This is a genomic window from Christensenella sp. MSJ-20 (assembly GCF_044357945.1).
In the GTDB taxonomy this organism is placed as follows: Bacteria; Bacillota; Clostridia; order Christensenellales; family QAND01; genus QAND01.
On sequence record NZ_CP076563.1, the window covers coordinates 1195619 to 1207854 of the forward strand.

Below are 12236 nucleotides of genomic sequence, written 5' to 3' on the forward strand. Positions count from 1 at the left end.
TTTCGGCATTCCTCCTTTTTGGGAACGTTTCCCCTATAAAAAGGGGCGGCTTCCGCCGCCGGTAGTGCACTCAGCTGGACTGTTCGGCCAGCTCCCTTAGATTCCGCTCAAGCTGTGCTAGGAACCGCGCCTTGGTAAAATGCTCCCGATAATAGGCCCGGCCCCGCTCTCCGCACCCCGCAAAGTCCTGGGGCTTGTCCATAAACCGCTCCAGAAGATCCGCCAATCCCTGGCTATCCCCTGCCGCTACGCAAGCGCCGCAGTCCGCCTCCCGCACAATCTCAGCGGTACCGCCGTTGATGGCCCCCAGCACAGGCTTCCCTGCCGCCATATACCCCTGGAGCTTCAAAGGGATGGTATTGCCAATATAGCTGTCCCCACGGAGGGTAACCAGGCAGGCATCGGCCAGACGGTAATATTCCCCCATCTCCCGGCCGGGACGACGGCCATGAAATACCACGGTCTCTCCCAAGTCCAAGCTGCGAGCCATCTGTTTCATGGCGGCAAGATGGGAGCCGTCCCCCAGGATGTGAACCCGGAAATCCCGGCGGTGCCGGAGCTGGGCGCTGGCGTGGAGAATGCATTCAATATCCTGAAGTTTACCTACGTTGCCCGCAAAGAGGAAATCCCACACCCCGTTGTCCAGGGGGGTAAAGTCCTCCTCCAAGTTGGCGTCGTTGGAATATTGGGGCAGGTACTCCATCCGACCCCGCGGGATCCCAGCCACCTCCGTCAGATAGTCCAAAAAAGGCGGGGAGGATACCAGGATCCGGTGGCTGCGCTGATATAGAAAACGGCTGATCTTCCGAATGATGCGGAAGGATAGGTTTCGTTCCCGGATGCCAAAGGCCTTGACGCTTTCCGGCCAGATATCCAGGCAATAGGTGAGCACCCGTTTTCCGCTTTTATTGGACCAGCGGATAGCAGGCATCAGCATGGTGGCAGGAGAAAGCTGATAGACGAAAATCACATCGAACTCCCGTTTATGAAAGGTGGCGTACAAAGACCCGTTTATTGCAAAGGACAGATAGTTGAGGGAACGGCAAAAAGCCCCATGGTGCCGGGCAAAGGTGGATACCCGAAGGATCTCCACCCCATCCACCCGCTGTTTCCGATTGCGGAAGAAGCGGTACTCCCGGGGGACGCTGCTGGTTGTATAATCAGGCAGCCCCGTCAGCACGGTGACCTCATGGCCTTGGGCTGCCAGGGAACTGGTGATATCATTGATCTGAAATTGATCTGGGTAGTAATTCTGGCTGATCACCAGTATCTTCATGGATTCTATCCTCGCCGTTTCTCGATAGCCATAGCTATTTTATTATTATAGTGCAAGGACCCGGAAGAAGCAAACAAAACCGCGGATTCCGGCTTTTTTCATCCATCAGGGGAAGCGGAAGCCAGCGCCTCAGCGTGCATTTGGAAAAACAAAGGACCCCGAACGGTCGGGGTCCTCGGGCGCTTTAGCCCAGTCCGCAGAAACGGGCCAGGGTGGCGATCACAAAGCATAGAAGAATGCCCGCCACCGTGGGGATAGCAAACCCCAGCGCCATCCACTTGGTGCTTCCTGTCTCCTTGCGGATGGTCCAGCAGGTGGTGCCGCAGGGAAAATGGCATAGGGAAAACACCATGGTGCACAGGGCGGTGATCCAAGTCCAGCCATTGGCCACCAGCAGATTTTTCAGCTCCATGAGATTATCCATCTCAATAAGGCTTCCCGTGGCAAGGTAGGTCATGATAGCGATGGGAATAACGATTTCATTGGCTGGAAATCCCAGAATAAAGGCCATGAGGATCACTCCATCCAAGCCGATGACCCGGGCAAAAGGATCGAAAAAACGGACGCAGTGGGCCAGAATGCTCATATCCCCCACCATGGTGTTGGATAAGGCCCAGATGAGGAGCCCCGCTGGAGCCGCCACCGCCATGGCCCGGCCCAGCACGAAAAGAGTCCGGTCAAAGATGGACCGCACGATGACCTTCCCTACCTGGGGCCGGCGGTAGGGCGGCAGCTCCAGGGCAAAGGAAGAGGGCATCCCCTTTAGGAGGGTGCGGGACAACCCCTTGCTCACCAATAGGGTCATGATCACCCCAAAGACGATGAGCCCGGTCAGCATCAGGGTGGAGAGAAGAGAGGCGCCCAATCCTCCCGCCGTACCCACAAAAAACATGGTGATGATGGAGATTAAGGTGGGAAAACGGCCGTTGCAGGGCACGAAGTTGTTGGTCAAAATGGCAATGAGCCGTTCCCGGGGGGAATCGATGATCCGGCAGCCCATGACGCCACAGGCGTTACAGCCAAATCCCATAGCCATGGTCAGGGCCTGCTTGCCGTGCGCTCCAGCTTTGCGGAAGTACTTATCCAAGTTAAAGGCTACCCGAGGCAAATAGCCCAAATCCTCCAGTAGGGTAAACAGCGGAAAGAAAATGGCCATGGGAGGCAGCATCACCGCAATCACCCAGCCCAGCGTTCGGAACATCCCCTCCACAAAAAGGCCATGGAGCCAGGCCGGTGCGCCCCAACCCGAAAACAAAAGGGTCAACTGCCCCTCCAGATAGCCGAAGAAAGAGGATAGCAGCTGAGAGGGATAGTTGGCTCCGGTGATGGTCAGCCAGAAGATCAGGGCTAGAAGGGCGATCATCACTGGAATACCGGTGGCCCGGCTGGTCAAAAGCCGGTCCAGGCGGCGATCCCGCTTATCGTATCCCTGCTTTTTCAGGTTCACACAGGAAGCATATACCCGCTCCGCCTGACACACGATGCGGCTTACCACCTGATCCCGCATGGTTTCCTGCCCGATCCCGGCCCGGCCCAGGTCTTCCCGTGCCCGGGTCAGACATTCCTGAATCACCGGGTCTGCCATCACCGGCATTCCCAAAAACCGCTCTAGGTTTTCGCTAAGGGTGTCGTCCCCATCCAATAGCTTAAGACAGGCCCAGCGTGGGTTCATGCGTTCTCCGCACAGCTCCGACACCCGGGGCATCAGAAGGGCAATGGCCTCCTCTATCTCCTTGCCATAGTAAAGATCCCGCGGGGACTGAGCCTCCCCAAAGGATACCTGGGAGATGGCTTCCATCAAATCCGGCAGCCCTTTGCCCTGCCGGGCGCTGGCGCCCACCACGGGTACCCCTAGCTCCCGGGATAGGGCGGCAAGGTCAATGGTGATGCCCTTCTTTTTGGCTTCATCCATGAGGTTTACGCAGACCACCATCCGGCCTGTCACCTCCAATACCTGCAGCACCAGGTTTAGGTTTCGCTCCAAACAGGTTGCATCCGTCACCACCACCACGGTGTCGGGTTCTCCGAAGCAGATAAAATCCCGGGCCACCTCTTCCTCCAAGGAGTTGGCCATCAGCGAATACGTTCCGGGGATATCCACCAGGATAAAATTCTCCCCTCCATATCGGTAGCGGCCCTGAGCGTTGGCAACCGTCTTCCCAGGCCAATTGCCCGTATGTTGGTTCAGTCCAGTCAACGCGTTAAATACCGTACTCTTTCCCACATTGGGATTCCCCGCCAAGGCGATGACCCGTTCCCGATCGTCCTGCCGCTGAATCACCAGCCCATCCCCATCCTGGATGGGCGCCCGATTGAGTAAACCCATGATCCTCCTCCAAACTATGTATGATAGGCCGGAAAGCGCATCCGCGCCTCCCGGCCCGGTCCTTCTATTGCAGTCCGGCCTGGTCTTCTACCAATACCTTTCTTGCGTCCTCATCCCGCAGGGCAATCACCGCGCCCCGGATAAAATAAGCGATGGGATCTCCCCCGGGGCTCTTATGTAAGGCCTCCACCACCGTACCTTGGGTTAGTCCCAAGTCCAGCATTCGGCGCCTTTGGATCCCCTGGGAGGTTAGCGATAAAACCATGGCCCTTTCCCCGACATGCAAACGATCCAATGTCTTTGCCTGTGGTTCCATTTCCATTACTCCAATGTGATCAATTTCCAACAACCCGAAAGGATTTTACGCCCAGGCGGGTTATCGGCTAATGCTAATATATGTATGGCCCGGGTCTGCCGTTCGTTTCCTTGGGATAAAACAAAAAGGCCCAGAGGCAATACCCCTGGGCCTTTTTACTATGTTAGGATTCTTTCCCATGCTCGTTTTGATCTTGGCGCTCCTCCTGGCATCGGCCGGCCATGGGACAACCGCCACAACACCCCGAGCACTTTCCCTTGTTTCGGATGGTATAGGCAACCGCAAAATACAGGGCCACCGCGATCACCGCGATGAGAATTCCCTCCAGCATCTCCGTACCTCCTTCCGACCATCGTCGGAATGATTTTTACCCTATATCATATGTGCTATCCAACCGAACCAGTTCCCGGAACGTATCGATCTCAATGATATCCTCAAAGGTGCATTCTCGAATGGCCACCCGATAGTCATGGATAAAGTATTCCAGAGCAGCCTGGTCCCAATACCGCTCCTTGCCGCCCGGCATATCATATACCTGCTGTAGATGCCCCGCCAATCGCGTGCCGTCCTGTTCCGTCCAATAGGATATCCCAAATAAATGATGACAGTTCCTTCCCCCTACTACCAATTTGGTGATAATACCATTCTTGCTGTATAAGCACCAATCATCAGTTACCTCTACCGGTACCCCAAGATAGTTGGAGCAATATTGATATTTTTGAATCAAAGCGGGATTGTAGAGCAACAGGTCGGCCTCTAGTACATAAGCGCCTCCCAGCAGATCTTTGGCGCAGATGGCCGAAGAGATGTTGTTGGCCTCATTATAGATAGGATTCTCAATAAAACGAATATTGGGATATTTATAAAGGAGCTGGTCGAACTGCTCAGCCAAATATCCCCGCACGATGACGATCTCCTCGATCCCTGCCGCCACGATGGCGTCCAGCAGGGTATCGATGATCCGGGTCCCGTTAACCCGGACGAGAGGCTTGGGGGTATTGAGGGTAATGGGCACCAGTCGGGTGCCAAAACCCGCGGCGATGAACACCGCCCGCTTCACTCGGTAGGGTTCCAATGCCTCCAATCCCTTGGGAGTAATGGTTCCATCTTGAAGATAGCCAAGCTGGGATAAATTCAATACCGTTTTATTGATGGTGCCCAAAGAGCGGCCAGTTGCGTTTGCCAGCTGCCTCTGTGTAACACTTTCCGTGTTTCGTTCCAAATAGGCTAAAATATCAAACTGGGTTTTTGTGAGACTCATTTTGCTTCCATTCCTTTTTGAGTTTTTCGCTTGTATAGATAGATCAAGCCCTTCATCACCAGGTTTACCGCTAGGATCAAAAGGGAAACAAAGGCAGCGCATTCCAGCAGCATCTGAGCTTCAAAAGCATTGATCATCAGAGAGATCGGCTGGGTATTGATATTGGATAGGAAGGAGACCGCTGAGATGGTCATCATAGAGTTTACGAAGAAATAGGAAAACATCTCAGCAAGGGTTCCTCTGGATTGGGGAATCAGCACATCCTTGATGATCCGCATACGCCCGATTCCCAATGTGGCCCCTACCGCTTCCAAGTTGCCGTTGAGCTTACCCAGGGTATTGTACATCATCAGGTAGGGCGAAGCAAAGAAATGCATCAGGTTCACCAAAATCAAAATGGCTAAGGTCCCATAGAGGAAGGATCCCTTAAAGAACAGCACATAGGAAATACCCATGGCCAAGCCGGGGATTGCCAGAGAAGTAATGGAGATCAAATGCAAAAACCGGGAGGACTTACTGGGCATCCGCGCCGTCAGATAGGCGGTAGCAAAGGAAATAACCACCCCAATTACGGCAACGAATAACCCGATAACCACCGAATTCAACAGGTACTGCCCTCCGCCCATATCCAGAGTACGCAACATATTGTTGAATGTAAAGGTCATATTGAGGGGATATTTCACCACAAAAGTAAGAATTGCAAAGGCAGCGATAGGCAAAAACACCAATAGCGATGCCGCAATACACAGAGCATAGGCCACAGCGCTGCTTCCTTTGGATCTGTTAGGCGCAAAGGGGCGAATGGCATAGCTCATATTCCCCCGATTCTTGTTCATAAGGTCAACCACAAAGGCGATCAGAGCCGGCGCCAGCAGCACCAATCCAATGACGCTGCCCTTTCCAAAATCCAGCAGCCCGATGACATCCTGGTACATCAGCACTGGCAACGTAGCAAATTTCCCTCCAATGGTGATGGGTACACCATAGTCGGTAACGATAAGGGTAAAGGTGGCAAAAATTACAGAAATCATGGGCCGCCGCAAATAAGGCAGCGTGATTGCGGTAAACTGTCGCCACTTGGGAATCCCCAAAAGGGACGCCGCTTCATAAGGCGTGCTGTCCTCATAGCGCAAAATATCCACGATCATCAAAAAAGCTACCGGGAAGGAATACATCACCGATCCCACCAAAATTCCCGATAAACCATAGATGCTGCCTTGTATTCCCAAAAGGTTGGTCAGCACGCCATTGGATCCCAATAGCACAATCAACCCCATTCCATGGGAAATGGAGGGAATTAACATGGGAAGGGTAAAAAGAAGGGTCCACATGCCCTTCCATTTGATGTTGATCCGCACGATACACCACGCCAGTGCTGTTGCCAAGAGCACCGACAAAAGGGTAGCAAGGCCTGCGGAAAGCAGGGAATTCTTCAGGGCGGTGGTAAACCGGGCTGAAGTAAAGATGGCCTTCACATCCGTCCCCGCAATGCTGGAAAACATGCTGATCAGGGGCAGGATTACCGCCACAATGAAAAATGCGGCCAGCAACAGTTTTACCGGTAAAGAGCCGTATCCAGACCGCCGGTTCATGCTTCAGACCTCACATATTGAATCAAGGAATCGATCTTCAGTTGAATATTGTGCAGTACGAACCGCTCAATGTACTCGTTGGCAGGATGATCCACCAGGTTGCGGGGCGTATCCAACTGTTGGATCTGGCCTTCCTTCATCACCATAATCCGGTCGGACAAGGCAAACGCCTCCTCCTGATCATGGGTGATATAGATCATGGTGGAGCCAAACTGCTTCTGAATCTTCTTCAGTTCTTCCCGCAGAATCAGTCGCGTATCCACATCTAAAGCGGACATAGGTTCATCGAATAGAATCACATCGGGATTAAGAGCCAACGTACGGGCAATGGCCACCCGCTGCTGTTGTCCTCCCGACAAACGGTGAGGATACTGCTTCATGTGATCCTTTAATCCCACCATCTCCAGCAGATTTTCAGCAATCTCCCGGGAACGGGGTTTCAGGTCGGGCTGCAGTCGGATGGCATATTCCACGTTCCGCAGTACCGTCATGTTCTCAAATAACGCGTAATTCTGAAATACAATTCCCATTCCTCGCTTGCTGGGCGGAAGATGGGTGATCTCCTGGCCATCCTTATAGATATGTCCCGAGGTAGCGGGAGTCAATCCCGTTAGAATTCGAAGTATCGTGGTTTTTCCGCATCCAGACGGACCAAGGATGGAGAGAAACTCTCCATCCTTGACCGAAAAACTAATCCTATGCAGCACCTCATTGGCGCCAAATTCCTTGGACAGTTCCTGGACAACCAATTTGTCCTTTAGTGGTTCCATTTTTCCAGCAGCCTTTCCTTTTCCTCGTTGGTGTTATTGCTCATATCAGCATATTTAATATCGCTGGGGTAATTCTCAATTTCAAAAGTCAGATCTTTATAGATCTGCTCTGGAAAATATAGCTGCTTATCTTCTTTGATCAGATCCGTATAGAAGAAACGAAATACGTCCTGAACGCATTTTCGGTCTTGCTTCCCTTCAACAATTCCCATCCCGTAAACCGAGTAAGGAGAACCCTCTTCAAAAAACAATATTTCTAGATCGGCGCCCTTGTTGATCTCGGTAACCGTTTGTGCCGTCATGGCAAGGCCAATGGCCGCCTCCCCCTGAACCAGCGCGTTGACGGGGCCGGATCCAGAGGAGGTAAACTGTAGGATGTTTTCCGCCAGTTGATCAAAATAGGCAAAGGCTTCCTCCTCACCCCAGGCGTTGACCAGACTCTTTAAAAACATATAGCCGGTACCGGAGGATTTGGGATTGGGCATGGAGACGAGCCCTTTGTACTCGGGCTTCAAAAGGTCTGCATAACTGGTGGGAACCGCCAAGTTCTTTTCCTCCAGCAGCTTTCGATTGATCGCAATACACCCTCCGTTTCGAACATGTGGAAGGATATATCCGCCAGGGTCCACAACTTCATCCAAATAAATGGACATATCATAATCAGAAAGGTCGGCCAGTACATCACCAAGTTGTGCAACGTAGCCATATTCAATGTCATAAGCAATATCACAGGGCGAATCCTTGCCTTCAGCCAGTAACTTTGCAACCTGATTTCCAGAAGGCATATATTCTATGACCACATTATATTCTGGAAACTGTTCATTCAGCCGCTTTTGAATATACTCGTTGCGATACTCCTCTACACTGGAATAAATCACAACTTTGTTTTCATCTGCAGTATTATTGCTGCCGCAGCCGATCGCACCGATTGCCGCTATCATCGCAAGCAACATCGTCCAAATTCGCTTCATCAAACAATCCTCCAAGTCATCCAGTTCATTTTCTTTTCATATTATCATCTTTTATGAACATTCACAAGAAAATTATTTTGTCTAACTTTTATTTTTTCTATGTTTTTTCTCATACGCAAATATGGAGAATCAGTATCAATGCTTCCATTTTTCCAGCAGCTTTTCCTTTTCTTCCGTAGTATTGCCGCTCATATCGGCGTATTTAATGTTGGTGGGGAAGTTTTCGATCTCAAAGGTCCGGTCCTTATAAATTTGTTCTGGGAAGAAACGCTCCTTGTCCTCAGGTACCAGGTCGGTATAGAAAAAGTTGAAAACCTCTTGCACCGCCTGCCGATCCTGTTTTCCCTCGATGATTCCCATGCCATATACGGTGTAGGGCGAACCTTCTTCAAAGAATAGAATCTCCAAGTCAGCACCCTTGTTGATCTCGGTTACGGTCTGGCCCGTCATGGCAAGGCCAATGGCCGCCTCCCCCTGAACCAGCGCGTTGACGGGGCCGGATCCAGAGGAGGTAAACTGTAGGATGTTTTCCGCCAGTTGATCAAAATAGGCAAAGGCTTCCTCCTCACCCCAGGCGTTGACCAGACTCTTTAAAAACATATAGCCGGTACCGGAGGATTTGGGATTGGGCATGGAGATGAGCCCTTTGTACTCGGGCTTCAAAAGGTCTGCATAACTGGTGGGAACCACCAAGTTCTTTTCCTCCAACAGCTTTCGATTGATCGCAATGCACCCTCCGTTTTTATATTCCGGCAGAATACACCCACTGGGATCTAGCAAATCTTCCAAGAAAATAGAGGTGTCATAATCGTCGGATACCTTGGCAAAAATACCATCCAATTGACCAATATAGCCGTATTCCAGATCATAGCTGATGTCGCAGGGAGTATCCTTCCCTTCGGCCTTTAGCTTGGCTACTTGGTTGCCGGTAGGCATGTATTCAATGACGATATCATACTGGGGAAACTGTTCATTTAGCCGTTTTTGAAAGTATTCATTGCGGTATTCCTCTGCGCTGGAATAGATGGTTACCTTCTCCGCTTTCTGCTCTCCGCCACAGCCGATCATGGCAAAAAGGGTGAAACCTGCAAGCAACATGCCCAGGATCCGTTTCATATCCGTACCGCCCTTCTGTTCATTTTATGGCGATCATATCACATTTTTAGAACGCAAGCAATCCTTTTTGTTCATTTTCTTTTCAATTATTTTTAATATTAGAACACCGGCCCTATTTAGGAGCCGGTGTTTCTCTGGGCATTCTTCCTATCTTTGATCCCGATTATCCCAATCCAAGAACCCGGCCCCAGGTATAGACCAGGAAAGCCACCACCCAGGCTACAGAGGTCTGGAAAGCCATGGCGGAGAGGGCCAAGCGGCCGGAGCCCAGTTCTTTTCGAGTGGCGGACATGGCGGCGACGCAGGGCATATACAACAGGGTAAAGACCAGGAAAGACACGGCGGCAAGAGGGGTGAACATCCCCTGAAGCGCCGTGGAAAGAGCGGCGTCAGTGCCAGCTCCGGTGAGGACTGAAAGGGTGCTGACCACCGTTTCCTTGGCGGTAAGGCCGGTGATGAGAGCGGTGCTGGCCCGCCAATCCCCGAAGCCCAATGGGAGAAAGATGGGGGCAATGAGGCGGCCCAGGGAGGCCAGGATGCTCATGGAACGATCGGTTACCATATTAAACTGCCAGTCAAAAGTGCTCAGGAACCAGATCACCACGGCGGCCGCAAAGATGATGGTAAAGGCCCGCTTTAAGAACTCCTTGGCCTTATCCCACATGTGCAAAAACACGTTCTTAAGAGTGGGAAACCGGTAGGCGGGCAGCTCCATGATAAAGGGCACGGGATTGCCCTTAAAGGCGGTATTCTTCAAGAGCAGGGCTCCCAGAATAGCCACCACCACGCCGGTAACATAGAGACAGGTTACCACCAGAGCTTTGTTGGTGGGAAAGAACGCCGCCGTAAAAGCCGCATAGATGGGAAGCTTTGCGCCACAGGACATAAAGGGCACCAGAAAGATGCTGATCTTCCTGTCGCTGTCGCTGTAAAGGGTCCGCGCCGACATGATGGCGGGCACACTGCATCCAAAACCGATGAGCATGGGTACCAGGGAATGGCCCGACAGGCCGATCTTCCGCAGCAGCCGGTCCATTACAAAGGCCACTCGCGCCATATAGCCGGTATCCTCCAAAATGGAGAGGAAGAAAAACAGCATCAGGATGGGGGGCAGAAAGGACAGCACGCTGCCTACGCCCGCCAGGATACCGTCAATGATAAGGGAGTGGAGCCATAGGCTGATGCCAGCACTGGTAAGCCATCCATCCACAAAGTCGGTGCCGGCCTGGATGAGGCCAGAAAAACCATCGCTCAAAAAGGTTCCTATCGGACCGAAGGTTATGGCAAAGATACTGGCCATAATCAGAATAAAAATGGGGATGGCCAGATATTTATGGGTGAGAACGCTGTCAATGCGGTAGGACCTCTGCTGGGCCTTGCTCTCCCCGGTTTTCTTGACGGTTTTGCGGCAAAGATCCTCGATGTAGCTGTACCGCATATCCACAATGGCCGCTTCCCGGTCGGTACCTAGGCCACTGGTCATCTCGTCCACAATATGGCCGATGATATCCAGATCGGCGGCGCTAACCCCCAGCTCCCGCTCCATGGGTTCGTCCTTTTCGATGAGCTTGGTGGCCGCAAACCGGGGGGAGATCCCCAGGCGCTTGGCCTTGTCCTCTACGATATGGGCAATGGAATGGATGGCCTTATGAACCTCTTGGGTACAGAAGTCAAAATGCTCCGGCAGGACGTGGTTCCGCCCGGTCTCCACCGCCCGCCGAATCAGTTCATCCACCCCTTCGTTCTTGCTGGCGGAGATGGGAACCACCGGCACGCCCAGCTCCCGCTCCATGGCGGCGACGTCGATGGTGGTGCCGTTTTCCCGCACCTCATCCATCATGTTGAGGGCGATGATGATGGGCAAGCCCAATTCCATCAGCTGCAGGGAAAGATAGAGATTCCGCTCGATATTGGTAGCATCTACGATATCGATGATGGCATCGGGCTTCTCCTTCAGCAGAAAATCCCGGCTGACCAGCTCCTCGCTGGTATAGGGGGACAGGGAATAGATGCCCGGCAGGTCCACCACATAGACATCCTTTTGCTTTTTAACCGGGCCGGTCTTCTTTTCTACCGTAACCCCCGGAAAATTGCCCACATGCTGGTTGCTGCCCGTCAGCTGGTTGAAGAGGGTGGTCTTGCCCGAGTTCTGGTTACCGATCAACGCGAAGACCATGGATCCTCCCCTCCTTTCCATGGCGGTGTCCATGACGGCCAGGGCCATCCTGTTGTTGGTCCTGGCCGGGGGAATGCCCCTTTACAGGTTCCACCTTAATGCGGGCGGCGTCCTCCTTCCGGAGGGTCAGCTGATAGCCCCGCACCGTAAGCTCCAGTGGGTCTCCCATGGGGGCTACCTTGCGGATGGATATGATTGTTTTGGGGGTAAGCCCCATATCCAGAAGCCGCCTTCTTAAGGCGCCTTCACAGTCCACCGCAAGGATCCGGTAGGGCTCTCCAAGCGTTCCATCGTTGAGCGTCACAAAAATTCCTCCCAAGTTAGATTCCTCTAACATTATAATCCAAACAAAAAAGACTGGTGTTAGCCAGCGCTTACAGATTACTTGCTTTTTTCCCCTCTGTCAAGTAAGCTGAAGGGGCGGATTCCAAT

At 52.4% G+C, this 12236-nt stretch carries 10 protein-coding genes and 1 pseudogene; all 11 read right to left on the reverse strand.

Going from position 1 to position 12236, the window contains the following annotated elements; all coding sequences use genetic code 11:
* Positions 1-70: 70 nt before the first annotated feature.
* The gene (locus KP626_RS06090; protein ID WP_395975802.1) at positions 71-1276 is read right to left on the reverse strand and encodes a glycosyltransferase family 4 protein; all 1206 of its coding nucleotides are present in this window, start codon (positions 1274-1276) and stop codon (positions 71-73) included.
* Between the two features lie 184 nt (positions 1277-1460).
* Positions 1461-3602, reverse strand: coding sequence for a ferrous iron transport protein B (feoB, locus tag KP626_RS06095; protein WP_395975804.1), 2142 nt, complete (start codon positions 3600-3602; stop codon positions 1461-1463).
* Between the two features lie 64 nt (positions 3603-3666).
* Positions 3667-3867: a ferrous iron transport protein A gene (locus tag KP626_RS06100; protein ID WP_395975806.1), complete on the reverse strand. Its 201-nt coding sequence runs from the start codon at positions 3865-3867 to the stop codon at positions 3667-3669.
* Positions 3868-4081: 214 nt separating this feature from the next.
* Positions 4082-4249, reverse strand: coding sequence for a hypothetical protein (locus KP626_RS06105; RefSeq protein ID WP_395975808.1), 168 nt, complete (start codon positions 4247-4249; stop codon positions 4082-4084).
* 36 nt (positions 4250-4285) lie between these two features.
* Positions 4286-5179, reverse strand: a complete 894-nt coding sequence (locus KP626_RS06110; RefSeq protein WP_395975810.1) for a sugar phosphate nucleotidyltransferase — start codon at positions 5177-5179, stop codon at positions 4286-4288.
* Positions 5176-6771, reverse strand: coding sequence for an ABC transporter permease subunit (locus tag KP626_RS06115; protein WP_395975812.1), 1596 nt, complete (start codon positions 6769-6771; stop codon positions 5176-5178). Before KP626_RS06115 ends, KP626_RS06110 begins: the two co-directional genes overlap by 4 nt.
* Positions 6768-7541, reverse strand: a complete 774-nt coding sequence (locus KP626_RS06120; RefSeq protein WP_395975814.1) for an ABC transporter ATP-binding protein — start codon at positions 7539-7541, stop codon at positions 6768-6770. Before KP626_RS06120 ends, KP626_RS06115 begins: the two co-directional genes overlap by 4 nt.
* On the reverse strand, positions 7529-8512 hold the full coding sequence (locus tag KP626_RS06125) for an extracellular solute-binding protein (protein WP_395975816.1): 984 nt from the start codon (positions 8510-8512) through the stop codon (positions 7529-7531). The genes KP626_RS06120 and KP626_RS06125 overlap by 13 nt, the downstream gene beginning before the upstream one ends.
* A gap of 135 nt (positions 8513-8647) precedes the next feature.
* Positions 8648-9628 (reverse strand): extracellular solute-binding protein, encoded by a 981-nt coding sequence (locus KP626_RS06130; RefSeq protein ID WP_395975818.1) that lies wholly within the window; start codon positions 9626-9628, stop codon positions 8648-8650.
* 163 nt (positions 9629-9791) lie between these two features.
* Complete coding sequence (feoB, locus tag KP626_RS06135) at positions 9792-11804, reverse strand: ferrous iron transport protein B (RefSeq protein ID WP_395975820.1); 2013 nt, start codon at positions 11802-11804, stop codon at positions 9792-9794.
* Positions 11805-11892: 88 nt separating this feature from the next.
* Positions 11893-12141: pseudogene (locus tag KP626_RS06140) on the reverse strand (ferrous iron transport protein A); the annotation flags it as partial.
* Between the last annotated feature and the right edge of the window lie 95 nt (positions 12142-12236).

What these genes read in the sequence shown, in the direction of transcription:
- KP626_RS06100 (WP_395975806.1), bottom strand. Translation starts at nt 3,867, where the DNA reads ATGGTTTTATCGCTAACCTCCCAGGGGATCCAAAGGCGCCGAATGCTG.
- KP626_RS06110 (WP_395975810.1), bottom strand. Translation starts at nt 5,179, where the DNA reads ATGAGTCTCACAAAAACCCAGTTTGATATTTTAGCCTATTTGGAACGA.
- KP626_RS06120 (WP_395975814.1), bottom strand. Translation starts at nt 7,541, where the DNA reads ATGGAACCACTAAAGGACAAATTGGTTGTCCAGGAACTGTCCAAGGAA.
- KP626_RS06115 (WP_395975812.1), bottom strand. Translation starts at nt 6,771, where the DNA reads ATGAACCGGCGGTCTGGATACGGCTCTTTACCGGTAAAACTGTTGCTG.
- KP626_RS06105 (WP_395975808.1), bottom strand. Translation starts at nt 4,249, where the DNA reads ATGCTGGAGGGAATTCTCATCGCGGTGATCGCGGTGGCCCTGTATTTT.
- feoB (WP_395975804.1), bottom strand. Translation starts at nt 3,602, where the DNA reads ATGGGTTTACTCAATCGGGCGCCCATCCAGGATGGGGATGGGCTGGTG.
- feoB (WP_395975820.1), bottom strand. Translation starts at nt 11,804, where the DNA reads ATGGTCTTCGCGTTGATCGGTAACCAGAACTCGGGCAAGACCACCCTC.
- KP626_RS06125 (WP_395975816.1), bottom strand. Translation starts at nt 8,512, where the DNA reads ATGAAGCGAATTTGGACGATGTTGCTTGCGATGATAGCGGCAATCGGT.
- KP626_RS06090 (WP_395975802.1), bottom strand. Translation starts at nt 1,276, where the DNA reads ATGAAGATACTGGTGATCAGCCAGAATTACTACCCAGATCAATTTCAG.
- KP626_RS06130 (WP_395975818.1), bottom strand. Translation starts at nt 9,628, where the DNA reads ATGAAACGGATCCTGGGCATGTTGCTTGCAGGTTTCACCCTTTTTGCC.